The organism is Streptomyces sp. NBC_01276 (genome assembly GCF_041435355.1).
GTDB lineage: Bacteria > Actinomycetota > Actinomycetes > Streptomycetales > Streptomycetaceae > Streptomyces.
The window spans coordinates 3,928,003-3,953,527 of the sequence record NZ_CP108442.1; the positions used below are offsets into that span (position 1 = coordinate 3,928,003).

The window sequence follows — 25,525 nt, forward strand, 5'->3', positions numbered from 1 at the left end:
TACCAGGAGCCGAACAGTGAGCTCACAGGCCGGCCGCCCGCCCGGAGAGCAGCGAGTCGGCCCGGCTGCGCAGGGTTTCGTCGACGACGCTGCCGTCGCGCAGGAAGACGACCCGGTCGGCCCAGGCGGCGAAGCGGGGTTCGTGGGTGACGAGGATCCCGGCCGCGCCCGCGTCGCAGCGGGAGCGCAGCAGCGCGAGGACGGATTCGCCGGTCTCGGAGTCGAGGGCGCCGGTGGGTTCGTCGGCGAGGACCAGGCGGCGGTCGCCGACCAGGGCGCGGGCGAGGGCGACGCGCTGCTGCTGGCCGCCGGACATCTCGTCGGGGAAGCGTTCGGCGAGGGAGCGCAGGCCGATCTCGTCCAGGGCGGTGAGGGCGGCGGCGCGGGCCCGGCGGGCGGAGGTGCCGTCGAGTTCGAGGGGCAGGGCCACGTTCTCGGCTGCGGTGAGGGCCGGGATGAGGTTGTAGTCCTGGAAGACGTAGCCGATGCTGCGGCGGCGCAGGGCGGCGAGCTGCCGGCGTCCGGCGGTGGTGATGTCCACGCCTTCGACGATGACGTGGCCGCTCGTGGGGGTGTCGAGCCCGCCCGCGAGGGTGAGCAGGGTCGACTTGCCGGAGCCGGAAGGGCCCATGACGGCGACGAGTTCTCCGGCGTGGACGCTCAGGTCGATGCCGCGCAGGGCGTGCACCTCGGTGGCGCCGCTGCCGTGGGTGCGGACGAGCCGGTCGAGCTGGAGTACGGGCTGGGACGCGGACCGGGGCACGGTGTGGCCCCCGGTCTTGGGTATGGCCCGGGAACGGTGCTGGTTGGGCATGAGGGATCCCCCCTGGAAGGGTGCTTCAGCCGCGCCGCGTACGGGCGCTGCGGGGCGGGACGGCGGTGGCGTCTGCGGCGGGGCCGGTGGTCCGGGGTGCGTCCGGGGCGGCCGGCGGCGCGGGCTCGGCGGCGGCGCGGGCGGCCAGCCGGACCAGCCGGGACTCGGAGTGGTCGAGCCAGCGGGCCTCGGCCTCGGTCTGGAAGATGAGCTGTTCCAGGACCAGGAGCCAGGCCAGGTCGTCGCGTTCGTCGGAGCGGCCGCTCTCGATGGCGGTGACGGCCTGGGCCTTGAGCCGGGTGTAGTCCTGCATCGCCTTGATGGTGGCGTGCCGTTGGGACTGGATGACGGCGCGGATGTCCACGCCGGGGGCGCCCACGGCCATGGCGAGCTTGATGGAGAGCTCGTCGCGGGGCGGGTTGGTGCGGTCGACCGGGCGTTCGTACCACTCGCGGAGTTCGGCGCGGCCGGTGTCTGTGATGGCGTAGAGGGTGTGCCCGGCGGTGTCCTCGCCGCCGGGCGCGACGAGCCCGTCCCGCTCCAGGCGGCCGAGGGTCGTGTACACCTGCCCGACGTTGAGCGGCCAGGTGGAGCCGGTGCGGGATTCGAATTCGGAACGCAGCTGGGACCCGTAGCGGGGGCCCCGTTCCAGTAGGGCGAGAAGCCCGTGACGGATCGACATACTGAGTATGTATACCTTGGCATACCCAGTATGTATACCCGGTATGGCCCGCGTGGCGCGGTGCGCGGGCCCGCCGTGGCGGGGCCGGTGCTCCGGCCGTGCCCCCGGCTAGCGCCCCTGGCGCAGCCGCGCGCCCATGTACCCGAGGCCCAGTCCCATCAGGGCCAGTCCGGTGCCGAGTGGCAGCATGTGCGCGGCCAGGTCGGCGGCCCGTCCGTTGGGTTCCGCGCCGACCGCGGTGACCGCGGAGGGGTCGGGGTGGCTCGGGGCGGGGCTGCGGGCGGAGTTCCGGGAGGGGCTCCGGGCGGGGTTCGGGGTGGCGCCCGGGGGCGTGTGCGCGGACGCGGCCGGATCCGGGTTCTGGGGCCGCGGGCGGGCCGGGTGCACCGCGTGGGGGGCCGCGGCGAACTCGGCGGCGGGGGGTTCCTCGGCGGGCCTCCCGGGGTGTTCCCGGCCGACGCCGGCCGCGCTGCCGGCGAGCTCCTCGTAGGCCTCTTCCGGTACTTCGGCAACCGGGACGGCCGCCTTCGCCCCGGCCGTCGTCGCGGCGAGGGCCGCGGGGGCTCGGGCGGGGGGCGGCGCTCCCGCGGGCGCGGCGGCCAGCAGCGCGGCCCCGGCCAGCAGGGCCCCGGCGGTCCAGCGCGGCGCGCGCGGGCGTCGAGTCACGGGGAGCCCCTCCCCTTCCGTGCGGCCGGGACGCGGGGACGCCGGGGCGGCGGGACCGAGGCGTCGGAATCGAGGCGTCGGAATGACGTCCTCAGATTTGCATAATGGGGCAAAACCGGCATCCCGGGCCGTCCGTGAGGGTGGCCCGGGGCGGAGCCCAGTCCTTCGGGTGCCTCGGCGACGGCCTAGCGCAAGGGGTTGGCCGACGAGGCGGACCCGCACAGCTGCCGGTAGCCGCGGTCGTCGAAGGCCGCGGCCTTCACGCCGACGCGGGAGATGCCCCGGGCGTCGTCCAGCGAGGTGGTCCAGCTCTGGCTGCTGCCCGAACCGTTGGCGTTCAGGCGCCACTGCCGGTAGTGGGTGTGCCCGGCGGTGTCGAGCGTGTAGAGGCGTACGCCCGCGATCCGGGAGTCGTCGGCGGTGTCCACGGCCGTCAGTCGCAGATCGCGCAGGGCGCCCCGGCCGGCCCAGGTCCAGGTGGCACTGCCGTACGCCCCCGGGGAGGAGCAGTCGGTGCTGGTGGAAGCGGCGGCGGACGCGGGTGCGACGAGCAGGGCGCCGGCGGCGGCGGCCACGGCCGAGACATCAGCGAACGGAAGACGGTGCGCAAGGGTTCCTCCATCGTGTGGTGGAGGAACCCTCCCGTGACCGGGGTCCCGGCGCACCGAGGCGCACCGGCGCACGCCGGGGCGTACGGCCGCGTCCCGGGGCGCGTGGCCGCGCCGTCCCGGGGAACGCGGCCGCGCGGGGCCCCCGGCGTCCTACTGCGGGTCGCCGGTGGAGACGACCAGGGTGAACTCCGTCCCGTCCTTGGGGACGTCCGAGCTCGCCGCCGGCAGCTGCTCCAGGACGGTGTCCTGCCCGTAGACCGCCTCGTCGCGGTCCTGGATGGTGAACCTCCAGCCCGCGGCCTGGATGCACTCCTTCACCGAACGCAGGTTCTTGTAGCGGAAGTCCGGTGCCACGACCTTCGAGGCGTCCTTGTAGGACTTCGTGGGGCTCTTGCACTTCTCCAGGTCGATCGTGCGCGAGGTGTCCGGCCCCTTGTGGCCCGCCGCCGCGGGAGCGGACGCGGACGCCGACGTGCCCGGCGAGGCCTCGTCGCCGTCGCCCTCGTCGCCACCCGAGTTCAGCACCGCGATCAGGCCGCCGATGGCCAGCAGGGCCACCGCGATCGCCCCGACCACCACCGGGGTGTTCCGCTTCCCGCCACCCGTCGAGGAGGCCGACGGGGCGGACGTCGGGGAGGGGGAGATGGTGAACGGCGGCGGGGTCTGCGGGGCGTACTGCTGCTGCGGCGCCGGGGTGTGCGGGTACGCGTAACCGCCCTGCGCGTGCTGCTGCGGCGGGGGCGTCGGCGCGTACGGGGACGGCGGCGGGGTCTGCGCGCCCGGGTACGGCTGCTGGAGCGACTGCGCCGACGGCGCCTGGAACCCGGAGTCCACCGGCGGGAACACCGCCGAGCCGACGCCCGCCCCGCTGCCGCCCGGACCGGCGCCCGGGACGATGGCCGGAGCCCCGGTCTGTCCGGCCGACATGACCCGCGAGATCTCGTCCCGCATGGCCGAGGCCGTCGGGAAGCGCTCGTTCGGGTTCTTCTTCAGGGCCCGCGCCACCAGGGCGTCCATGGCCGGGGTGATCGAGCGGTTGATGCTCGACGGAGCCACCGGCTCCTCCTGGACGTGCGCGTACGCGATCGCCAGTGGGGAGTCCGCCTCGAACGGGATCCGGCCCGTCAGCAGCTGGAACAGCATGATGCCGACCGAATACAGGTCGGACCGGGCGTCCACGCCCCGCCCCAGCGCCTGCTCCGGCGAGAGGTACTGCGGGGTGCCGACGACCATGCCGGTCTGCGTCATCGAGGTGACCCCCGACTGCATGGCCCGCGCGATCCCGAAGTCCATGACCTTGACCACGCCGCGCTTGGTCATCATCACGTTGCCGGGCTTGATGTCGCGGTGGACCAGGCCCATCTCGTGGCTGGTCTCCAGCGCGGCCAGCACGTCGGCCGTCACCTTCAGCGCCTTGTCGGCCGGCATCGCCCCGTACTGGTGGACGTCCGCGTCGAGGACGGAGCCGAGCGGCTGCCCCTCCACGTACTCCATGACGATGTACGGCATGACCGTGCCGTCGGCGCCGGAGGAGCCGAACGTCACCTCGCCCTCGCCGGTGTCGAAGACCGAGACGATATTGGTGTGCGACAGTTTCGCAACAGCCTGCGCTTCCCGCCGGAAGCGCTCGCGGAAGGAGGCTTCGCGCCCGAGTTCGCTGTGCAGGGTCTTGATGGCGACCTGGCGGTCGAGCGCGGAGTCGTACGCGAGGTAGACCGAGGCCATGCCCCCCTCGCCCAGCAAATCCCTTAGCTGGTAACGGCCACCGGCCAGGGAGCCGCCTGCGTACCGGCCCTGTGTGCCGTCCTGGCTCATGACTGTTGCTTCCCCTCGGGCTGTGTCCCTACGCGTCTGGCTGAGCGCATGTCGCGCCCAGTCTGCCGGAGGGCAAGCACACGTCAAGCCGGTGCCCGCTGCGTGACCATGGGGCCACAGGGTGTCTGTGTCCGAACGGTGACCGGTTCGGAGGCTGTAGCGTTCATCGGAGCACCCGATGAGGACCCACCGCTAGAGCGGACGAGAGAGACGACGGCGAGGACTGATGGCACCCGAACCCGAGGGAAACGGCGCCGGGATGGCCGACGGTCCTGAGCACTGGGGCGCCGGCGGCCTGGTGGGCGACGGACGTTACCGTCTCACCCACCGACTGGGCCGCGGCGGCATGGCGGAGGTCTTCGCCGCCGAGGACGTGCGCCTCGGCCGCACCGTGGCCGTGAAGCTGCTGCGCGCGGACCTCGCCGAGGACCCGGTCTCCAAGGCCCGCTTCACGCGTGAGGCGCAGTCGGTCGCCGGACTGAACCACCACGCGGTGGTCGCCGTGTACGACTCGGGCGAGGACCAGGTCGGCCCGAACGTCGTCCCCTACATCGTGATGGAGCTGGTCGAGGGCCGCACCATCCGCGACCTGCTGATCAGCGCCGAGGCCCCCGGGCCCGAGCAGGCGCTCATCATCGTCTCCGGCGTGCTGGAAGCGCTGGCGTACTCGCACCAGCACGGCATCGTGCACCGCGACATCAAGCCCGCCAACGTCATCATCACCAACACCGGCGCGGTGAAGGTGATGGACTTCGGCATCGCCCGCGCCCTGCACGGCGCGCAGTCGACGATGACCCAGACCGGCATGGTCATGGGCACCCCGCAGTACCTGTCGCCGGAACAGGCCCTCGGCAAGGCCGTGGACCACCGCAGCGACCTGTACGCGACCGGCTGCCTCCTCTACGAACTCCTCGCGCTGCGGCCCCCCTTCACCGGTGAGACCCCGCTGTCGGTGGTCTACCAGCACGTCCAGGACGCGCCGGTGCCGCCGTCGCAGCTGCCCGAGGGCCACTCGATCCCGCAGGAACTCGACGGCCTGGTCATGCGGTCGCTGGCCAAGGACCCGGACGACCGCTTCCAGAGCGCCGAGGAGATGCGCGGGCTCGTCCAGTACGCGCTCCAGATGCTCCAGGACCAGGGGCCGAACACCGGCACCTGGAACACCGGCCCCGTCACCATGTCGCTCCCGCACGGCCAGCCGGGCGGCGCGGCCACCACGGCCATGCCCGCGGGCGGCAACGGCGGCCCGCGTCCGCAGTACAACGCGCACGCCACGACCTCGCAGTTCCAGCAGCCGATGGTGCCCCCGCTCAACCCCGACGACGGCACCGCCTTCCCCGGCGGCGGCGGTCACGGCGGTCACGGCGGTCCGGGCAACGGCCACGGCGGGTACGGCGGGTACGACGGCGGCTACGACGGCCGTCGCGGCGGCCGGTGGAAGATGTGGGTGTTCGCGCTGCTCGCGGTCCTCGCGATCGCCGGCGGTGTCGCGTACGCGGTGAAGACCGTGGGCAACACCGGCAAGGGCGACGGCGGGAAGCCGGGCACCAGCCAGAGCTCTCCGGGCACCACGCAGAGCAGCCCGAACTCGACGCCGGACACCCCGTCGAACCCGCCGAGCACCGACTCCGGCGGTTCGCACGAGGAGACGTTCACGCCGACGCCGAGCCGCACCAAGTACACGCCGACGACCAGCCCGTCGTCGACCGCCGTCACCACCCCGCCGCCGGACACGAAGTCCCCGACGGCCCCGCAGACGACGCCGCCGACCAAGCCGCCGACGACGCCCCCGAAGACGGTGCCGCCCACCTCCGGTGGCGGCGACAACCCGGCCGGCGAACCGCAGTAACCACGCGGTCGGATGTACGGAAAAAGGCCTGGCGGAATTCATTCCGCCGGGCCTTTTAACGTGAATGTGCTGATCAGAGCATGTGCTGGTACTGCCGGTCCGGCAGAGCGCGCCGGTCCCGGCCGTCCGGACGCCCCGTCAGGGTGTGCACGGTGACGAGCTGGGGTTCGATTCGCATGTAGACGGGGTCGAACACCGTGCCGTCCGCGAAATGCGGAGTCGGACCGAATAGTTCCAGTTCAGCGGTGGTCGGTTCGACGATCCGCGCGGTCCCGGTGAACTGCACCGACCAGAGGTGGGGGTCCGGGGAATTGGAGTTGTCCGCCCCGTACGAGACCACACTGCCGTTGCACGCCTGGTGGTAGCCGAACCCGGCGTGCATTCTCAGCACGACCTCGCCGTCCACCACGATGTGGCGGGCCAGGGCGAGGAAGGGCAGCGCGCGCATGCTCGTGGCGACCCGGCCGTAGGGCACGCGGCGCAGCAGTTCGATGGCGTGGAGTTCCTCCGGTGACATGCGGACCACTCTCCGGCACCGAGGGGCCTCGGGGAAGAGGAGCCGGCCCCGATGATCGGGGACGTTGGTCCCGAATGACACGGCCCGGCCGGTGGCACCGGAGCGACCGGGCGGCGCCGGCGCCCGCCGCCGGCTCGAAGGGCGGTCGGGCCGGGCCGGAGGTCCGCCGGAGACTAGCGCTTCTCCGCCTGGAGGCGCGCCACGTAGGCGGCGGCCTGGGAACGGCGCTCCATCCCCAGCTTCGACAGCAGGCTGGAGACGTAGTTCTTGATGGTCTTCTCCGCGAGGTGCAGCCGCTCCCCGATGACGCGGTTCGTCAGGCCCTCGCCGATCAGGTCGAGGATCTTGCGCTCCTGCTCGGTGAGGTTCGAGAGGCGGTCGTCACCCTTGCCGTTCTTGCCGTCGCGCAGTCGCTCCAGCACCCGCGCGGTCGCGACCGGGTCCAGCAGCGACTTGCCGGCCGCCACGTCCCGTACGGCGCTGAGCAGCTCGTTCCCCCGGATGGCCTTCAGGACGTAGCCCGAGGCACCGGCCATGATCGCGTCGAAGAGGGCCTCGTCATCGGCGAACGAGGTCAGCATCAGGCACTTGATGTCCTCGTTCTGGGAGCGCACCTCGCGGCAGACCTCGACCCCACTGCCGTCCGGGAGCCGTACGTCGAGAACGGCCACGTCGGGGCGGGTGGCCGGGATGCGCACGAGCGCGTCCGCGGCGGTACCGGCCTCACCGACGATCTCGATGTCGTCTTCTACCGACAAGAGCTCATGAACGCCCCGACGTACCACTTCGTGGTCGTCCAGGAGGAATACCTTGATTTTTCCGTCTTCGTGCACAAAGTCATCTTCACACACTCACCCCTTCCCTGGCGGAGTTACCCGGGATAACGTGCCGTTGTTCCGGCCCCCTGCAAGGCTGTGACCAGTCGTTGTTCCCACAGCCGCCGATTTACTTGGATATCCAAGCAAAAACGCAGGTCAAGTGGGGTTTCGCAGTTATGCGACGCACTGGGTAACGTGCATTGCGCAGGGCACTCGCCGGGGCACCTGTCACGCCTGAATCCCGTACGTGCCGTGCACCCACCCCGTGCCCGGGTACGGATACAGGTGAGCCGCACTGGTCCCCGGAGAACCCGGGTGCCGGACCGACGGAGGAGCACACGTGACCGTGGAGAGCACTGCCGCGCGCAAGCCGCGACGCAGCAGCGGCACCAAGCGGGCGGCTGGCGCGGCGAGCGCCCGCAAGACCGCCGCTGCCACCGCACAGCCGCACGACGCCGAACCTCAGCTCGTACAGCTGCTGACGCCCGAAGGTGAACGGGTCGACGCCGGGGACCACCCCGACGTCGCGGAGTTCGCGCCCTTCGTCGCGGACATCACCACCGAGGACCTGCGCGGGCTCTACCGCGACATGGTCCTGACCCGCCGCTTCGACGGTGAGGCGACCGCTCTCCAGCGCCAGGGCGAGCTGGGCCTGTGGGCCTCGCTGCTCGGCCAGGAGGCCGCACAGATCGGCTCCGGCCGGGCCCTGCGCGACGACGACTACGTCTTCCCGACCTACCGCGAGCACGGTGTGGCCTGGTGCCGGGGCGTCGACCCGACGAACCTGCTCGGCATGTTCCGCGGCGTGAACCACGGCGGCTGGGACCCGAACACCAACAACTTCCACCTGTACACGATCGTCATCGGCTCGCAGACGCTGCACGCGACCGGCTACGCCATGGGCGTGGCCAAGGACGGCGCCGACTCCGCGGTCATCGCGTACTTCGGCGACGGCGCGTCCAGCCAGGGCGACGTCATGGAGGCGTTCAACTTCTCCGCCGTGTACAACTCGCCCGTCGTGTTCTTCTGCCAGAACAACCAGTGGGCGATCTCCGAGCCGACCGAGCGCCAGATGCGCGTGCCGCTCTACCAGCGCGCCCAGGGCTTCGGCTTCCCCGGCATCCGCGTGGACGGCAACGACGTCCTCGCCTGCCTCGCGGTCACCCGCTGGGCCCTGGAGCGGGCCCGCCGGGGAGAGGGCCCGACCCTGGTCGAGGCGTTCACGTACCGCATGGGCGCGCACACCACCTCCGACGACCCGACCAAGTACCGGCGGGACGAGGAGACGGCGGCCTGGGAGTCCAAGGACCCGATCCTGCGCCTGAAGGCCCACCTGCTCGCCTCCGGCGGCGCCGACGAGGCCTTCTTCGCGGAGCTGGAGGCCGAGAGCGAGACGCTCGGCAAGCACGTGCGCGAGGTCGTGCGCTCCATGCCGGACCCCGACACCATGGCGATCTTCGAGAACGTCTACGCGGACGGGCACGCGCTCGTCGACGAGGAGCGCGCGCAGTTCGCCGCCTACCTCGCGTCCTTCGAGGGTGGGGAGTGACCACCATGGCCATCGAGAAGATGTCGATCGCGAAGGCGCTCAACGAGTCGCTGCGCAAAGCCATGGAGACGGACCCCAAGGTCCTGATCATGGGCGAGGACGTCGGCAAGCTGGGCGGTGTCTTCCGCATCACCGACGGACTCCAGAAGGACTTCGGCGAGGAGCGGGTCATCGACACCCCGCTCGCCGAGTCGGGCATCGTCGGCACCGCCATCGGCCTGGCCCTGCGCGGGTACCGGCCGGTCGTGGAGATCCAGTTCGACGGTTTCGTCTTCCCCGCGTACGACCAGATCGTCACGCAGCTCGCGAAGATGCACGCCCGTTCCCTCGGCACGATCAAGCTGCCGGTCGTCATCCGCATCCCGTACGCCGGCGGCATCGGCGCGGTCGAGCACCACAGCGAGTCCCCGGAGACGCTCTTCGCGCACGTCCCGGGCCTGAAGGTGGTCTCGCCGTCCAACGCCAGCGACGCCTACTGGATGCTCCAGCAGGCGATCCTCAGCGACGACCCGGTGATCTTCTTCGAGCCGAAGCGCCGCTACTGGGACAAGGGCGAGGTCGACGTCGACGCCATTCCCGGCGAGCTGCACAAGGCGCGCGTCACCCGCTCCGGCACCGACCTGACCCTGGCGGCCTACGGCCCCATGGTGAAGGTCTGCATGGAGGCGGCGGCCGCGGCGGCCGAGGAGGGCAAGTCGGTGGAGGTCGTCGACCTGCGCTCGATGTCCCCCGTCGACTTCGACGGGCTGCAGGCCTCGGTCGAGCGCACCCGCCGGCTCGTGGTCGTCCACGAGGCGCCGGTGTTCCTGGGCGTGGGCGCGGAGATCGCCGCCCGCATCACGGAGCGGTGCTTCTACCACCTGGAGGCTCCGGTGCTGCGCGTGGGCGGGTTCCACGCCCCGTACCCGCCGGCCCGCCTGGAGGACGAGTACCTGCCGGGCCTGGACAGGGTGCTCGACGCCGTCGACCGCTCGCTGGCGTACTGAGGAGAGCCCTGCCATGACGATCCGCGAATTCAAGATGCCCGACGTGGGCGAGGGCCTGACCGAGGCCGAGATCCTCAAGTGGTACGTCCAGCCGGGTGACACCGTCACCGACGGGCAGGTCGTCTGCGAGGTCGAGACCGCGAAGGCGGCCGTGGAGCTGCCGATCCCCTTCGACGGGGTGGTGCACGCGCTGCTCTTCGAGGAGGGCGTGACGGTCGACGTCGGCCAGGTCATCATCTCCGTCGAGACGGCCGGTGGTGCGGGCGACGCGGGCGGTACCGCCGAGGCGGCCCCGGTCGAGGCGGCCCCGGTCGCCGCCGTCGCCGCCGAGGAGGAGGCGGCCCCCGAGGGGCGCCAGCCGGTTCTGGTCGGCTACGGGGTCTCCACGGCCTCCACCAAGCGCCGCCCGCGCAAGGCGGCCGCGGGTGCGCCCGCGGCCAACGGCACCGGCGCCCCGGCGCCCGCCGTGGCCCCGCGGAACGGCAGCGCGGCCCCGGTCGCCCCGGCGGCCCCGGCCGCTCCGGCCGTCGCCGTCCCGGCGCAGCCCGACGGGGAGCGCCCGCTGGCCAAGCCGCCGGTGCGCAAGCTCGCCAAGGACCTCGGCATCGACCTGGCCGCGGTGGTCCCCACCGGTGACGGCGGCGTCGTGACCCGCGAGGACGTGCACGCCGCCGCTGCCGCCGCGATCGCCCCGGCGCCCGCGGCCGTCGCTGCGGCTCCGGTCGCCGCCGCGGCTCCGGCCGCCGAAGCGCCCGTACCCGTACCGCAGGCCGTGGAGGCCTCGGCGCGGGAGACCCGGATCCCGGTCAAGGGCGTCCGCAAGGTCACGGCCCAGGCGATGGTCAACTCCGCGTTCACCGCTCCGCACGTCACCGAGTTCATCACGCTCGACGTGACCCGGACGATGAAGCTGGTCCAGGAACTCAAGGACGACCCGGACCTCCAGGGCCTGCGGATCAACCCGCTGCTCCTGATCGCGAAGGCCGTGCTCGTCGCGATCCGCCGCAACCCGGACGTCAACGCGTCCTGGGACGAGGCGGCCCAGGAGATCGTGCTCAAGCACTACGTCAACCTGGGCATCGCGGCGGCCACCCCGCGCGGGCTGATCGTCCCGAACATCAAGGACGCGCACGCCAAGACCCTCGGCGAGCTGTCGACGGCCCTGTCCGGGCTGGTCGCCACGGCCCGCGACGGCAAGACCTCACCGGCCGACATGCAGAACGGCACCATCACCATCACCAACGTCGGCGTCTTCGGCGTCGACACCGGTACACCCATCCTGAACCCGGGCGAGTCCGCGATCCTCGCGGTCGGCGCGATCAAGCTCCAGCCGTGGGTCCACAAGGGCAAGGTGAAGGCCCGCCAGGTCACCACCCTGGCGCTGTCGTTCGACCACCGTCTGATCGACGGCGAGCTCGGATCCCGCTTCCTGGCCGACATCGCGGCCGTCCTGGAGCACCCGCGCCGGCTGATCACCTGGTCGTAACGGCTTTCGCGGCACGCCTTCCGAGGGGCCGGTACGGCGCACACACGTGCGCGGTACCGGCCCCTCGCGTTCCGCTTCCACGCAGCCGAAATGCCTGGTCAGCGGCTTCGAGGCGTGTGATCATCGCCGGGTGATCTTTCGCGCCGCCACCACGGACCCCACCGCCCTCGACCGCGCCGTCGCCTACCGGGCCGACGGCCCCGTCGCCGCCCTGACCGCCGAGCGGATCCGCGAGGAGCTCGCCGCGGACCGGATCCGTCCCGAGTGGATCTGGTCCGCCGAGGACGAGGACGGGGAACTGCTCGCCCGCGCCCTGTGGTGGGGGCGCGCCGACAGCGAGCGGCCCGTCGTGCTCGACTGCCTCCAGGTCCGCGAGGGCGTGGCCGACCCGGCCGGCCTCGCCGCGGGCCTCCTGGAAGCCGGCCACGCCGCCTTCGGCAAGGCCCCGGGCTACAACATCTCGCTGCCCCGCGACTGGCGGTCCGACCCGGCGCTGGCCCCGGCGGTCGCCTGGCGGCGGGAAGCCGCGCGGCGGGCCGGCCTGCGGCAGGAGGTCGAGCGCCTGCGCTACGAGTGGACCCCGGCCGCAGGGACCGCCGCACCCACCGGACGCCTGGTCTTCCGCGAGGGCACCGACGAGGAGTTCCTCGACGTCTTCGCCAGGCTGTCCCGGGGCAGCCTCGACGTGAACACCCGGCAGGAACTGGCCGTGATGACGGAGGAGGAGTTCGCCAAGGACGACTTCGCCTTCTACCTCGACTGCCCCGGCGAGCGCTCCTGGTGGCGCCTGGCCCACCTGCCCGACGGCACCCTCGCCGGCATGGCCATCCCCTCCGCGACCCCCTACCACCGCAACGTCGGCTACCTCGGCGTCGTCCCGGAGCAGCGCGGCAAGGGCCTCATCGACGAGGTCCTCGGCGAGATCACCCGCTTCCACGCCGCCGACGGCGCGGGGCGGATCACCGCGACCACCGACACCGTCAACGTCCCGATGGCCGCCGCCTTCGACCGGGCCGGCTACGAGGTCACCGAGATCCGTCTCGTCCTGGAGGAGCCGGCGATGGTGTGACGCGGTAACCTCCCGCACCGGGAAGGGGGGCCGGGGTGCCCATCACCGAGTTGCAGGTGTACTCCGTCGAGGAGGCCGACGTCACGGGCGGCGTGTGCCTCGTACGGTGCCTCGGCGGCGTCGCCCGGTCCGGGCAGGTCTACGCCGCCGGGCCGTCGCGGCTCGGGCTGCGCCGCGTGGAGCGCCACGGCCGCCCGGTCGACGCCCTCGACGCCGGGCACACGGCACGGGTCCGCCTGGCGGGGGCCGGGGTGGCGCTGCTCGGCCGGGGCCAGGTGCTGACCTCCGTACCGCCCGACGGGCACGCCCTGGCGGAACTGGAGGCCTGGCTGGCCACCGGGCCCCCGCTGGGGGACGAGCCCCTTCCGCGGACCCTGCGCGCCCTCGCGGTGGGCGGGATGCGGGACGACACGCTGCCGGACGCGGTGCGGCTGCGCTGGGGCCGGCTGGCGGTGGCGGCGGTGTACCGCTGCGCGCGGGCCGAGGGCGCCCCGGACATGCTGCGGGGGATCGACCTGGCCTTCGTACGGAGCTACCTGATCCGGGAGTTCGGGCCCGGACCGGGCGGGGACCCGGCCGTGCTGTGCCGGGAGGCGCTCGCGCTGATCGACCTCACCCCGGCGGAGGCGGCCGCACGGGCCCGGGACTGGCGCGCGCTGCCCCGGGAGCGGATCGTGCACCTGAGGCTGATCAGGAACCTCCTGCGGTGGACGGGCGCCGCCCGCCCCCACCTGGCGCCCGGGGACCCGCTGGCCGCGTCGGTGGACGCCTGGTCACAGGTCGGCGGACAGCTGCCCTGAAGCACCCGTGGCGGGCCCCCGGCGGGCCCGGTAGGCACGGAGGAAGGCCGCGACGCCGCCCCGGACGAGGCGGTCGGTCCGGGCCTCGGACAGGGGCAGGACCCCGTAGTGCGAGAGCTGTGCGACGGAGCCGGAGGTCAGCGCCGTGAGGTGGGCGCCCGCCAGCTCCGCGTCGCCGTGCACGTCGATCAGCCCCGCCTCCGCGAGGCCCGCCAGGGCGGCCGCGAGGGCGTCCCCGACCGGTCCGGGGCCCGCGGACTTCCAGGCCGCCAGCACCTCGGACGGTACGTGGTCGGCCTCGGCGTGGATGTGGCGCACGAGCGCGAAGTGGTCGGGGTGCTTCACCATCACGTCGATCAGTGCCCGGACCAGGGCGGCCAGGTCCCGTTCCAGGTTGTCCGGGTGGGGCGGGCGCCCGGGGTCCAGCAGGGTGCGCACGGTGGCCACGTGGGCGTCCCGCACCTCGCCCGAGCTCCAGGTCACGACGGCCCGGAAGAGCTCCGACTTGCCTCCGGGGAAGTGGTTGTAGAGCGTCCGCGTCGAGACGCCGGCCGCGGCGGCGAGGGCGTCGACGGAGGCGCGCGCGTACCCCTCGCGGCCGAACACCGTGCAGGCGGCGCGCGCGATCGCGATCCGCCTGGCCAGCTTCCGGGGCGGGAGCGCGTCCGCCGTCCCCTCCGGGCCGCCGCCCGGGGCTTCCTCCTCCATCGCTCCTCCATCGCCGCTCGCGCCGTTCTCTACAACGGTCGTTGTGCTTTTTACAACGTGCGTTGTAGCTTACTGGCAGCCCAGAGGTGCAAACCAACCGCCCGGTTCTCCAGAGGGGGACAGTCAGTCATGTCTGCTGCCGAAACCGCCACCGGGACGCCCCCGCGCGCCGCCGTCGTCCACGGCCCCGCCCGCGCGGTCCGCCCGTACGCGGTCTGAAGGCCACCGCACGATGCCGACCGCACCCACCGCCGAGGACTCGCCGGCGGCGTTAGGGGCCGCGCCCGGGCAGCTCGGGCGCATCCTCACCGTCGTGATCACCGGCGCCGTCATGTCCGTCCTCGACATGACCATCGTCAACGTGGCCCTCGACAGGCTCTCCCAGTCCTTCGGAGCCCCGCTGGAGACCGTCCAGTGGACCGCCACCGCCTACACCCTGGCCCTGGCCGCCGTCATCCCGACATCGGCCTGGGCGACGGGCCGGATCGGCGCGAAGCGCACCTACCTCACGGCCCTGTCCCTGTTCACCCTCGGCTCCCTGCTCGCCGCGTGCGCGTGGAGCGCCGGCAGCCTGATCGCCTTCCGCGCCGTCCAGGGCCTGGGCGGCGGACTGCTGATGCCGGTCGGCATGACGATGGTGATGCGGGCCGCCGACCGCGACCGGCTCGGGCGGGCGATGGCCCTCCTGGGGCTGCCCGTGCTCGTCGGCCCCGTGGCCGGACCGATGCTGGGCGGCTGGCTGATCGACGCCGCCTCCTGGCAGTGGATCTTCCTCGTCAACCTGCCCGTCGGAGCGGTCGCCCTCATTCTCGCGGCGAGGCTGCTGCGCCCGGACTCCCCCCTGGGCGCGGCGGCTCCGCCGCGGCTCGACGTCCCCGGACTGCTGAGCCTCTCCCCCGGTCTCGCACTGCTCCTGTACGGGCTGTCCCGGGGCGGCGGGAGCGGCGGTTTCGGCTCCCCCGGGGTGCTGCTGCCCCTGCTGGGCGGCGCCGTTCTCGTCGCGGCCTTCGCACGGCGCGCGCTGCGCGTGCCGGAGCCGCTGCTGGACCTGCGGCTGCTGCGCGACCGCACCTTCGCCTCCGCCATCTGCACGCTCGCCCCGTTCACCTGCGGCTACTTCGGCTCCATGCTGCTGGCCCCGGTGTACTGGCAGCAGGCGCGCGGGCTGAGCGCGAGCGCGGCGGGGCTGCTGGTGGCGCCCGTCGGCCTCGCGGTCGGGGTGACCATGCAGATCGCTTCCCGGCGCGTCGACGAGGTCGCCCCGCGGCGGCTGATCCCCGTGGGGGTGGCGGTCGCGGCCCTCGGCATGCTCCTCGCCGGCCTGCGGACCGGTGCGTCGGGGGTGCCGGGCGGGCAGGTCGTGGGCTCGCTGATGCTGATGGGCGTCGGCGCCGGGATGGTGCTCATGCCGACGATGACCACCGCCGGCCGGGACCTGCCCGCCGCGCGCATGGCGGCGGCGAGCACGGCCCTCAGCATCAACTCCCAGCTGTGCGCCTCGGTCGGGACGGCCCTCACGTCCGTGGTCCTGGGCGCGGCGGGCACCAACCCGGCCGGCTTCCGCACCGCGTACGCGGTGGCGGCGGGACTGATCGCGCTGTCCCTGTGGCCGGCGCTGCGCCTGCCGGGGGGGCGGCGGGACCAGGCCGCCTAGGCCTTCGCGGCGTTGCCGAGGACCTTGGACGGGGTGAGGCGCAGGACCACCCGTACCGCGCCGTCCCCCGTGTCCCCGTACTCCTTGCCGGCGCCCGGGCCGAGGTACTCCTCGGCGATGCGGACGGCGACCGCGCGGCCGGTGTCCTCGGTGACGGTCACGGTGCCGCGGATCTCAGCGTAGAGGTACGGGTTGGCCAGGTCGAAGACGGTCAGGCCGACCCGTCCGTCGCGGACCGCGTTGCGCTCCTTGCGCCGGCCCCGCTCGGTGGAGATCAGGACGTCGTCGCCGTCCCGGGTCACCCAGACCACCGAACTCTGCGGACTGCCGTCGGGGTCGATGGTGGAGAGCACCGCCGGGTGCGGGGAGTCGAGGAGCTGTCGAACGGTGTCGTTCAGCGCAATCGTCATGCGCGGGAGCCTAGTCGGCGCCGGAGCGGCCGGGGCCCGCCCTGGCGTGCGGCGCCGGGACTACCCGAAGTCGCTCAGTGCCAGGGGATGTTGAGCCAGGGACTGGCCGGGTCGGTGGTCAGCGTCAGGTGGGTGGCGAGCGAGGAGGTGTACCAGTCCCCGAACTCCTCCTCGTCGAAGTGCAGGCACCGGCCGAGGGAGTACCCGGCGGAGAAGTCCGCCCAGGAGCGGTAGGCCCCGCGGGCCGCCTCGCCGGCGCGGAGCACGCCCCGCTCGGCGTCCTCCAGGGTGCCGTAGCGGGTGGCGACGCCCCAGCGGGCCATCTGGGAGGCCCGCCCGTGGTCCCAGCCCTCCACGGAGCGCACCCAGCCGTCCGGCGGGAGCAGCCCGTCGGCCCGGAAGCGCTGCTCGTAGCGGGCGATCCGGCCGATGAGCCGGCGCACCCCGGCGATCTCGCCCTCGACCTCGGCGGCGGGGCGCGGCTCGACGACGGTGACCCCTTCGGGGGTGAGCTGCGGCTCGGCGGAGCGTTCGGCGCCCCGGCGCAGGCTGGTCTCGGCGGCGTGCCGCCAGTGCTCCACGTCGACGGGCCCGGCGAAGTCGGAGGCGAGGACGCGGCGCACGCGCAGCGCGTACTCCCAGACGGGGCTGACGGCGTCGGCGTTCTGCAGCTGCCGCAGGGCCTCCAGCCAGCCCGCGCCGTCGGTGACGCCCCACCACTTGCGCATCCGCTCGCGCTCGCGGGTGTAGCCGTTGCCGTGCTGGGCGAGGGCGTTCCAGAACTCCCCGTTGGCGACGGCGAGGTGCGCGCCGACGGCCAGCCCGTGCGCGACCGGGCCGTGCAGCGGCCCGCCGGTGTGCAGGGCGTGCACGGCGCCTTCGGCCAGGCCCCACGAGGAGGCGGCGTCCCAGTGCGCGCGCCAGCGGGCGCGGTCCTCGGGGCGGGTGGTGAGGTAGGCCTCGGCGGGGCAGCCGGGGTTCACGGCGAGGTAGGCGGGATCCCGGTCGTCCCAGGCATTCGCGAACCAGGCGAGGCTCTGGCGCAGGTACACGGTGTGCTCGTCGGGAGCGGGCAGCATGCCCCGGGTGTAGACGGCCAGGCTCGCCCCGCCGGGGGCGGGGTGGAAACGGGCCTGCCGCGGATCGGCGTCGACGGCGGCGCGGTGCTGGGGGAGGAACAGCTCGGCGCGGGCGAGGGCGTCCAGGAAGGCCGGCCAGTCCCCGCGGGACTTCGCCTCGTACAGCTCTCTCTCGATCGCGCTCGGCGCCGTCCAGCCATCCATACCGCCCGACCCTATAGGGGAGCCCCCGGGGCTTCCCAGGGCGGTCGCGCCGGCGCTCGCCGTCCGGGGACGCCTTCTATTTCGCGGAGTGTTCGGCCTCGGCCTTGTCCAGGAGTTGCACGTACGGGGTCTGGGCCATCGAGCCGCGGACGCGTTCGAGGCCGTACCGGTCGATGACCGCCTTGTTCGCGTCGGGGTGGCGGGGGTCGAAGGCCTTCCGTACGCCCGGCGGGGCCACGTTCACGTAGATGTACGGCCAGGAGCCCCGGTACATCCACCACAGCGTCACGCGCTGACGGCCCCGGGTCACATTGAGGATCTCATTGCTGTTGGAGATCTCGGCCTGATAGCGGAAGTAGTCCCCGGGCGGGCCTTCCGGGTCTTTGTCCTTTCCTTCTTTCGCGAGTCCGCCGGCGTATTTCTTGGAGTTCTCGTAATCGGCGGTGATGGTCATCCTGTCGGCCCTGATCACGTACATCTCGGTCTGCGCGCGGATCGTCTCGAAATCGGATTTCCGGGGGTTGGTGATCTTCACCACCTCGTCGCCCGAGAATTCCTCGCCCGGGTTCAGGGCCCGGCCCGGCGGTGCGATGAACTCGCCGGGTTGGATGAGGCTGTAGTCCGGGTTGCCGACGGGTTTGCCGTGGATCCAGTAGATGCTGCCGAGGACGTAGACGGCGACGCGGCCGGCGTTCTTCACCGAGAGGTGGACCGGGAGGTACATGACCGTCCCGTCCTTGTTCAGGCTCGGTGGCCGGAACTCGGCCGCGGTCTCGACCAGCGGCGACGCCGTGTACGGCACGTAGAACTGCGAGTACGTCAGGTTGGTGACGGCCAGGACGGTGGAGACGACCGCCCCGATGGCGATGCGCTTGGGGTGCTGGAGTCCCGCCCACGCCTGGGAGCGGGCGAGCGTGTACAGAGACCAGGAGGCCCAGACGATGAGGACGATCCAGAGCCAGAGGTAGCGGGTGTACACCCGGCCGCCTATCTGCACCAGGAGGAGCGACATGTTCGCGATGAGGGAGATCGCGGCGGCGAAGAACACGACCGCTCCCGAATATCCCACCCGCCGCTTGGTCCAGTAGTCGAAAGCGGCGGCGATGCCGATCACCTCTATCGCGGCGGCGACCAGGAAGGTGGCTCCGGCGATGCGCCCGGCATAGGTCAGGGCGCTGAAGAAGTCCGCCATGCCTATTTTGGCGAGCACGATCGCGGTCGTCAGGAGGCAGAGTGCCATCGCCGTGCCGTTCAGCGCGCGCAGCCACGATCTGTTCGGCCAGACCGTGCTGTCGCCGCCGCGCCACTGGATGTCCGGGTCGAAGGGCAGACGGGCACGGCAAAGCAGTTTCCGCAGTTCTCTGGGAGACCGCGCCTTGCCAGCGGTCTTGCCGTCGACGGTGACCTTCCGCAAGCCCAGGCCGTCCGGCGGCCCCACGACGACCGTGGGGTTGTTCTCCATGGCACCAGTGTGGGGCCGGACTTGGGTGAACGCTCGCGGAGTGGGCACTCCGAAGGAGCCTGCCGTGTAATGGAAAGGGGTGCGTGTCACAGGACCGCTCCCGGAGGAGACTCGCCATGCCCATGCCCATGCCCATGCCCATGCCTGTGCGTATGCGAAAGCTCGGGTTCCCCGTCGCCGCTGCCGCCGCCGTGGCCGTGCTCGGCCTCATGGGCCCCGCCGCCCAGGCCGCCGTGCCCGCCGTCGACGCTCAGACGTGCGTGTCCGCCGGCGGCAGCGTGGAGTACGACTCCGCCACCGGTCAGTGGGTCTGCATCGGCGGCACGTACAACAAGGAGCCCGTCGCCTGAACGCGGTCGTCCCCTTCGGGCCGGTCAATCCCTCTGTGCCGCACGGGAGTCGGGCTGTGCGCCGCGGCGGGGTCGGGCGGGGCACCGATCGGTGGCCCTCGTCCCTGACACGGCCGTTCCGGCTCCGCGCGGCGGGTCCGCTCAGTAGGGTGACGGGCCCGGAAGGCCTACGGCGGGAGACGGACATGCGGGGCGGAACGGTAGCGGTCGTCGGCGGGAGCATCGCGGGGTGCGCGTTCGCCGCCGCGGCGGTGCGGGCGGGGGCGGACGAGGTCGTCGTACTGGAGCGCACGCGCGGCCGGCTCGCGGACCGGGGCCTGGGGCTCTGCGTCCACGACGACCGGGCCGCCGAACTGGCCGCGGCCGGGGCGCTGCCCGCGGGGATCCCCGCGCACCGGCTGGAGCGGCGCCGGTGGGTGGTGCGGGAGCCCGGCGCGCAGGGCGGCCGGCTGATCTGGGAGCAGCCCTTCCCCTTCCACTCGTACCACTGGGGGCTGCTGTGGCGCGGGCTGCGCGCGGCCACTCCCGACCGGGTGCGCTACCGGCAGGGCGTGACGGTGGCGGGCGTGGCCGCGGACGCGGGCGGCGCCGCCGAGGTGCGGACCGCCGACGGCTCCGCCGAGCGCTACGACCTGGCCGTCGGGGCGGACGGCTACCGCTCCGTGGTCCGCGAGGCGGTCTGCCCGGGGTCCCGGCCGCACTACGCCGGGTACGTGTGCTGGCGCGGCAACTTCGACGCGGCCCGGCTGCCGGAGCCCGACGGCGGGGGCACCGACCCGCACCCCGAGGCCGTCACCACCGTCTGCTTCGCGGGCGGGAGCTGCGTGATCTACCGGATCCCCGGTCCGGACGGACCCCGGGTGAACTGGGTGCTCTACGCCCCGCCGCCGCAGGACGGCGCCCTGCGCTACGACGACCCGACCAGCTTCCCGCCGGGCGCGCTGACCCCGGAGCTGTCGGGACACCTGCGGGAGCTCCTGGAGCGGGAGTTCCCGCCGTACTGGGGCCGGGCGCTCGCGCTGACCGACCCGGCGGACACCTTCGTGCAGCCGATCTACGACCTGGAGACCGCGCGCACCACCGCCGGGCGGCTCCTGCTCGCCGGTGACGCGGCCACCGTGGTGCGCCCCCACAACACCAGCGGCGCCGCCAAGGCGCTCCAGGACGCGACCGCGTTCGCCGCCGCGTGGCGCCGGGCGGACTCCTGGGAGGAGCTGCTGGGCGCCTACCAGGCCGCCCGGGGCCCGGCCGGCCGCGACCTCGTCGCCCTCGCCCGCCGGCTGGGCCGGGCACAGGTGGAGCGGACGCCGCCGTGGGCGGAGATGAGCCGCGACGAGGTGGCGGCGTGGTGGCAGGCACAGCTGGCGGGGGCCGCGGGGATCGGGGGCCAGGCGCTGACCCCGTAGCCGCACCCGTCGCCGGGCCTCCCCGCACCGGTACGGCCCCCGCAGCCGTACGCCCCCGCACCCGTACGACCCCCGTGCCTCCGCGCGACCGCGCGGACCCCCTTGACGCGGTCCGGCGACGGGGAGACGCTCCCCGGGCTCACGAACGGGGCGGTTGCAGCTGGGGGCGGTATGCCGGGGGAGTCTGTCCAGACGGCCGGGGAGCTGCGGGCGCAGCTCGTGGCGCGGGGGGCGCGGTGGTCGGTGAGCGAGCACCTGGCCGACGGGGATCCGGTGCCGCGCCCGGCGCTCGGTCTGGAACCGGGGGTGAACCTGACCCCGGCCGCGGAGGCCGGGACCGTGGACCTGAGGGAGCTGATCGGCCACCCCAGCGGCAATCCGCACCTGACCCGGCGCCGGGCCGCGCACGGCCTGCTCCCGGACGGCGGCGCGGACGGCGGCGCGGGCACCGCCGCCGGAACGGACGCGGACACGGCGGTGGACACGGCGGCGGGCGCGACGGCGGGCGTGATGGCCGGCGTGATGGCCGGCCGGCCCGTCGCCGTGGACTGGCGGTCCCGCTGGGGCTGGCCCTGGCTGACGAAGGTGAAGGACCAGAACCCCTGCGGGTCCTGCTGGGCCTTCGGCGCGGCGGGTCTCGTCGAGTCGATGGCCCGGATCGAGCACGACGTGTGGGCGGAGCGGTCCGAGGGGGACGTCCACGACGGGCTCAAGTCCACCTGCGGGCAGGGCGGCAACCCGGAGACCGCCCTCGACTGGATCCGCGCCAACGGCGGCCTCGCCGACCCGGACTGCTGGCCCTACAGCCCCCCGCCCCCCGGACTGCCCGCCGAGCGGCGCGACGCCTGGAGGGCCGAGTACACGCCCAGCTGGGACCGCTCGGGCCGGACCGTGCGGATCACCGACTACGTCCGTCTGGGGGACGTGGAGCAGCAGAAGGCGTGGCTGGACACGGTCGGCCCGCTCACCGCCTGCTTCGACGTCTACGACGACTTCTTCGGGCTCGGCTCCGGCGTCTACCACCGCACCAGCGACCGGCTCGCGGGCGGCCACTGCGTGCTGGTCGTCGGCTACGACGACGCGGCCGGCTGCTGGCTGTTCAAGAACTCCTGGGGGACCGGCTACCACGTCGGCGGGTACGGCCGGATCGCCTACGGCGAGGTCAACATCGACTACTGGGCCAAGTGCGGACTGCGCGGCACCAACATCGACCCCTGGAGCAAGCGCCGCCTGCACGCGGGCAGCGTCTACGAGAGCGGCAACGGCCGGGCCCACCGCAACTTCGAGATGGCCGCGGCGGCGGGCGGCGGCCGGCTCCAGCACTGGTGGCGCGAGGGCGACGCCCCCTTCGCCTGGTCCCGGGGGGCGGCCTTCGCGGGCGACGCCGGCGGCCAGCCCGCCTTCACCGGCTCCACCTACAACCGGAACATGGAGTCCCTGCACGTCACCACGGGCGGCCGGCTGCGCCACTGGTACTACGAGCAGTCCGTCGGCGTCTGGCGCGACGGCGGCGCCTTCGGCCCCGGGGACGCGGCGCTCGGCTCGACGCCCGGGTTCATCCAGAGCGACTACGGCGCGCCGGGCAACTTCGAGGTGGTCGTGCGCACCGCCGACGGCCGCCTGAACCACTGGTGGCGGATCAACGGCGCCCCCTGGACCTGGAACGACGGCGGCCGCTTCGCCTCCGGGATCGCCCACTACGGCCCCGCCCTGGTACAGACCCGCAGCCGCCACCTGGACCTGGTGGCGGCCCGTACGGACGGCACGATGCAACTGTGGTGGCGCGACGACCCCAACGGCTTCGTCTGGCGCCCCGGCGAGGTCTTCGGCGGCGGGATCACCTCGGCGCCCTGCATGGTCGAGGCCCAGTACGGGGCCGCGGACGAGGACACCGCCGGGAACTACGAACTGTGCGCGGCCCGCGCGGACGGCCGCGTCGAGCACTGGTGGCGCGGGAACGCCTCGGGCGCCGCCTGGGCCCGCGGTGGCGTCTTCGGGCACGACGTGCTCACCGTCACCGGGATGCTCCAGGGCAGCTTCGGGTTCAACCTGGAAGTCGTGGTCCTGCGCACCGACCGCCTGCTCCAGCACTACTGGCGCGACGGTGCCGGCTGGCACGAGGGGCCGGTCATCGGCCCGGCATGAGAGGGGCTGCGGGTGGAGGTGCGCCGGATCGGGCTGGGGCCGGGCGAGACGTACACCCTGCGGCTGCCGGGCCGGGGGGCGCGCGGCTACGTGTGGACCTGGCAGGTGACGGGGGACGAGGACGCCGTCACGGTCGCGGTGGCGGACGCCGGGCCCGGCGCGGAGCGCGGTCCCCTGCCCGGGGAGGCCGTCGAGCGGGCGTACACGCTCCGGGGCCGCCGGCCCGGGGCGCGGGCCCGTATCCGGTTCGCACAGATCAGGCCGCCGTACCCGCAGGAGGCCCCGTACGACGAACTCCTGCTGGAGGTCGAGGTCCACGGCAAGCGGTGAGCGGTGAGTGGGGGGCGTTGCGGCGGTGGGCGGTGAGCCGTCCGGATGGCGGACGTACGGCCGCACGCATCCATGATGTATCTATCCTGTGCGCATGCCCCCCTCCCCGGCCTCTCCCGCCTCCCCGCCCGCCGCCGACCGCGTCTACCGCCACGTCAAGCAGGGCGTCCTGGACCGCCGCTACGAGGGCGGGGTGCTGCTCACGGAAGGGGAGCTCGCCGAGGCCGTCGGCGTCTCCCGCACGCCCGTCCGCGAGGCGCTGCTGCGGCTGGAGACCGAGGGCCTCCTGAAGCTGTACCCGAAGAAGGGCGCCCTGGTGCTGCCGGTCTCCGCACAGGAGATCGCCGACGTCATCGAAACGCGGCTGCTGGTCGAGGAGTTCACCGTCCGCAGGGCCGTGCCCGCGCCCCCCGCCCTGCTGGAGCGGCTCGCGGAACTGGTCGAGGAACAGCGCCGGCACGCCGCCGCGGGGGACCTGCCCGCGCTGATGGCCGCCGACCGGGGCTTCCACGCCGAGATCGTCCGCCACGCCGGCAACCAGATCCTGTCCCGGCTCTACGACCAGCTCCGCGACCGCCAGCTGCGGATGGGCGTGGCCCTGCTGCACGCGCACCCCGACCGGGTGGAGCTGACCCTCGCCGAGCACGCCGAGATCCTGGACGCCCTGCGCGCCGGCGACGCCGACACCGCCGCGGCCGCCGTACGCGGGCACGTCGGGCGGGTCGAGGCGCTGGTGCGGGGGGCGGGCCGATGAGCGGGCTGCCCCAGGACCCGCCGGGCGGGCGGAAGGCCGTGGCCGTCTGGTCGATCGGCGTCGCCGTCTACTTCGTCGCCGTCATCTTCCGCACCAGCCTCGGCGTCGCCGGACTCGACGCCGCCGACCGCTTCCACGTCAACGCCTCCGCGCTGGCCGCGTTCTCCCTCCTCCAGCTGCTGGTCTACGCCGGCATGCAGATACCCGTCGGCCTGATGGTGGACCGGCTCGGCACCAAGAAGGTCCTCACCCTCGGCGCCGTCCTCTTCACCGCCGGACAGGTCGGCTTCGCACTGTCCCCGTCCTACGGGACGGCGCTGGCCGCGCGCGCCCTGCTCGGCTGCGGCGACGCCATGACCTTCATCTCCGTCCTGCGGCTGGGCACCCGCTGGTTCCCCGCCCGGCGCGGGCCGCTGATGGCACAACTGGCCGGGCTGGTGGGGATGGCGGGCAACCTCGTCTCCACCCTCGTGCTGGCACCCGTCCTGCACGGCCTCGGCTGGGTGCCCGCCTTCGCGGGCAGCGCGGCCGCCGGGCTCGTGGTGCTGGTGCCGCTGGTGCTCTTCCTGCGGGACCACCCCGAGGGGTACGGGCCGGCGGCCGACCCGGCCCGGGGCGCGGGCGGCTCCGGCGGCTCCGGCGGCTTCGTGCGGCGCCAGATCGCCGACTCCTGGCGGGAGCCCGGCACGAAGCTCGGGCTGTGGGTGCACTTCACCACCCAGTTCCCGGCGATGGTGTTCCTGCTGCTGTGGGGGATGCCGTTCCTCGTCGAGGCACAGGGGCTGTCCCGGACCACCGCGGGCGGGCTGCTCACCCTGGTGGTCGCCTCCAACATGGGCTTCGGACTGCTCTACGGCCAGATCGTGGGCCGCTTCCAGTCCTCCCGGATCCCGCTGGCCCTGGCCACCGTGGGGACCACCGCCACGCTGTGGGGCGCCGTACTCGTCCACCCGGGGGACCGGGCGCCGATGTGGCTGCTCGTCGCCCTGTGCGTGGTGCTCGGCACCTGTGGACCCGCCTCGATGATCGGCTTCGACTTCGCCCGGCCCGCCAACCCGCCCGAGCGCCAGGGCACCGCGTCCGGGATCACCAACATGGGCGGCTTCCTCGCCTCGATGACCACCCTGCTGGCGGTCGGCGTCCTGCTCGACGCCACCGGCGACGACTACCGGATCGCCTTCTCCTCGGTGTTCGTCCTCCAGGCCCTCGGCGTGTCCCGGATCCTGAGCCTGCGCGGCCGGGCCCTGGCCCGCGAACGGGACCGCCGGGCCCCCGCACCGGTCGCCTCCCACGGCGACCCGGCGCCGGCCCCGGCCACGGCCTGAGCGCCGCCGGGAGACGCGGAGCAGTGCGCTGCGGGG

24 protein-coding genes are annotated in these 25,525 nt (G+C 73.5%); 13 read left to right on the top strand and 11 right to left on the bottom strand.

Going from position 1 to position 25,525, the window contains the following annotated elements; all coding sequences use genetic code 11:
- Positions 1-22: 22 nt before the first annotated feature.
- From OG295_RS17380 to OG295_RS17400, 5 genes are all read right to left on the bottom strand, one after another.
- Positions 23-814, bottom strand: coding sequence for an ABC transporter ATP-binding protein (locus OG295_RS17380; RefSeq protein ID WP_371677686.1), 792 nt, complete (start codon positions 812-814; stop codon positions 23-25).
- A 25-nt stretch (positions 815-839) separates the two neighbouring features.
- Complete coding sequence (locus OG295_RS17385) at positions 840-1,496, bottom strand: PadR family transcriptional regulator (protein ID WP_371677687.1); 657 nt, start codon at positions 1,494-1,496, stop codon at positions 840-842.
- Between the two features lie 108 nt (positions 1,497-1,604).
- Positions 1,605-2,162 (bottom strand): hypothetical protein, encoded by a 558-nt coding sequence (locus OG295_RS17390; protein WP_371677688.1) that lies wholly within the window; start codon positions 2,160-2,162, stop codon positions 1,605-1,607.
- Between the two features lie 185 nt (positions 2,163-2,347).
- Positions 2,348-2,737, bottom strand: a complete 390-nt coding sequence (locus OG295_RS17395) for a hypothetical protein (RefSeq protein ID WP_371677689.1) — start codon at positions 2,735-2,737, stop codon at positions 2,348-2,350.
- Positions 2,738-2,923: 186 nt separating this feature from the next.
- Positions 2,924-4,588, bottom strand: coding sequence for a protein kinase (locus OG295_RS17400; RefSeq protein WP_371677690.1), 1,665 nt, complete (start codon positions 4,586-4,588; stop codon positions 2,924-2,926).
- Between the two features lie 226 nt (positions 4,589-4,814).
- On the opposite strand from OG295_RS17400, the gene OG295_RS17405 reads away from it, so the two are divergent.
- Entirely contained in the window at positions 4,815-6,437 is a 1,623-nt protein-coding gene (locus OG295_RS17405; RefSeq protein ID WP_371677691.1) for a protein kinase, read from the top strand.
- A gap of 73 nt (positions 6,438-6,510) precedes the next feature.
- Here the strand turns inward: OG295_RS17405 and OG295_RS17410 are convergent, their stop codons facing one another.
- On the bottom strand, positions 6,511-6,954 hold the full coding sequence (locus OG295_RS17410) for a pyridoxamine 5'-phosphate oxidase family protein (protein ID WP_371677692.1): 444 nt from the start codon (positions 6,952-6,954) through the stop codon (positions 6,511-6,513).
- A gap of 173 nt (positions 6,955-7,127) precedes the next feature.
- Positions 7,128-7,787 (bottom strand): response regulator, encoded by a 660-nt coding sequence (locus tag OG295_RS17415; protein WP_371677693.1) that lies wholly within the window; start codon positions 7,785-7,787, stop codon positions 7,128-7,130.
- A gap of 325 nt (positions 7,788-8,112) precedes the next feature.
- Between OG295_RS17415 and pdhA the strand changes: the two genes are divergently transcribed.
- From pdhA to OG295_RS17440, 5 genes are all read left to right on the top strand, one after another.
- Positions 8,113-9,321, top strand: coding sequence for a pyruvate dehydrogenase (acetyl-transferring) E1 component subunit alpha (gene pdhA / locus OG295_RS17420; RefSeq protein ID WP_371677694.1), 1,209 nt, complete (start codon positions 8,113-8,115; stop codon positions 9,319-9,321).
- Positions 9,322-9,326: 5 nt separating this feature from the next.
- Complete coding sequence (locus tag OG295_RS17425; protein ID WP_266840227.1) at positions 9,327-10,307, top strand: alpha-ketoacid dehydrogenase subunit beta; 981 nt, start codon at positions 9,327-9,329, stop codon at positions 10,305-10,307.
- A gap of 13 nt (positions 10,308-10,320) precedes the next feature.
- Positions 10,321-11,793, top strand: coding sequence for a dihydrolipoamide acetyltransferase family protein (locus OG295_RS17430; RefSeq protein WP_371677695.1), 1,473 nt, complete (start codon positions 10,321-10,323; stop codon positions 11,791-11,793).
- Positions 11,794-11,923: 130 nt separating this feature from the next.
- On the top strand, positions 11,924-12,862 hold the full coding sequence (locus OG295_RS17435) for a GNAT family N-acetyltransferase (protein ID WP_371677696.1): 939 nt from the start codon (positions 11,924-11,926) through the stop codon (positions 12,860-12,862).
- A 35-nt stretch (positions 12,863-12,897) separates the two neighbouring features.
- Entirely contained in the window at positions 12,898-13,662 is a 765-nt protein-coding gene (locus OG295_RS17440) for a hypothetical protein (protein WP_371677697.1), read from the top strand.
- Here the strand turns inward: OG295_RS17440 and OG295_RS17445 are convergent.
- Entirely contained in the window at positions 13,636-14,370 is a 735-nt protein-coding gene (locus OG295_RS17445) for a TetR/AcrR family transcriptional regulator (protein WP_371677698.1), read from the bottom strand. The genes OG295_RS17440 and OG295_RS17445 overlap by 27 nt on opposite strands.
- 232 nt (positions 14,371-14,602) lie before the next feature.
- Here OG295_RS17445 and OG295_RS17450 point away from each other — a divergent pair, with 232 nt between their 5' ends.
- Positions 14,603-16,024 carry a DHA2 family efflux MFS transporter permease subunit gene (locus OG295_RS17450; protein ID WP_371677699.1) on the top strand — a complete coding sequence of 474 codons (1,422 nt, stop codon included), beginning with the start codon at positions 14,603-14,605 and terminating at the stop codon, positions 16,022-16,024.
- Here OG295_RS17450 and OG295_RS17455 read toward each other — a convergent pair.
- The 3 genes from OG295_RS17455 to OG295_RS17465 form a co-directional block, all read right to left on the bottom strand.
- Positions 16,021-16,434, bottom strand: a complete 414-nt coding sequence (locus OG295_RS17455) for a PPOX class F420-dependent oxidoreductase (protein ID WP_371677700.1) — start codon at positions 16,432-16,434, stop codon at positions 16,021-16,023. The genes OG295_RS17450 and OG295_RS17455 overlap by 4 nt on opposite strands.
- A gap of 74 nt (positions 16,435-16,508) precedes the next feature.
- Positions 16,509-17,717 carry a DUF1266 domain-containing protein gene (locus OG295_RS17460; RefSeq protein ID WP_371677701.1) on the bottom strand — a complete coding sequence of 403 codons (1,209 nt, stop codon included), beginning with the start codon at positions 17,715-17,717 and terminating at the stop codon, positions 16,509-16,511.
- Positions 17,718-17,793: 76 nt separating this feature from the next.
- A complete protein-coding gene (locus OG295_RS17465; RefSeq protein ID WP_371677702.1) occupies positions 17,794-19,179 on the bottom strand; it encodes a hypothetical protein in 1,386 nt (461 codons plus the stop codon).
- A gap of 152 nt (positions 19,180-19,331) precedes the next feature.
- Here OG295_RS17465 and OG295_RS17470 point away from each other — a divergent pair, with 152 nt between their 5' ends.
- The 6 genes from OG295_RS17470 to OG295_RS17495 all read left to right on the top strand — a co-directional run bounded on the left by OG295_RS17470 (position 19,332) and on the right by OG295_RS17495 (position 25,489).
- On the top strand, positions 19,332-19,529 hold the full coding sequence (locus OG295_RS17470) for a hypothetical protein (protein ID WP_371677703.1): 198 nt from the start codon (positions 19,332-19,334) through the stop codon (positions 19,527-19,529).
- Positions 19,530-19,714: 185 nt separating this feature from the next.
- The gene (locus tag OG295_RS17475) at positions 19,715-20,935 is read left to right on the top strand and encodes an FAD-dependent monooxygenase (protein WP_371677704.1); all 1,221 of its coding nucleotides are present in this window, start codon (positions 19,715-19,717) and stop codon (positions 20,933-20,935) included.
- 171 nt (positions 20,936-21,106) lie between these two features.
- Positions 21,107-23,080: a C1 family peptidase gene (locus OG295_RS17480; RefSeq protein WP_371677705.1), complete on the top strand. Its 1,974-nt coding sequence runs from the start codon at positions 21,107-21,109 to the stop codon at positions 23,078-23,080.
- A gap of 12 nt (positions 23,081-23,092) precedes the next feature.
- Positions 23,093-23,410: a protease inhibitor I42 family protein gene (locus OG295_RS17485; RefSeq protein WP_371677706.1), complete on the top strand. Its 318-nt coding sequence runs from the start codon at positions 23,093-23,095 to the stop codon at positions 23,408-23,410.
- Between the two features lie 94 nt (positions 23,411-23,504).
- Positions 23,505-24,164, top strand: a complete 660-nt coding sequence (locus OG295_RS17490; protein ID WP_266840201.1) for a GntR family transcriptional regulator — start codon at positions 23,505-23,507, stop codon at positions 24,162-24,164.
- Positions 24,161-25,489, top strand: coding sequence for an MFS transporter (locus tag OG295_RS17495; protein WP_266840199.1), 1,329 nt, complete (start codon positions 24,161-24,163; stop codon positions 25,487-25,489). The genes OG295_RS17490 and OG295_RS17495 overlap by 4 nt, the downstream gene beginning before the upstream one ends.
- The last annotated feature ends 36 nt before the right edge of the window (positions 25,490-25,525 follow it).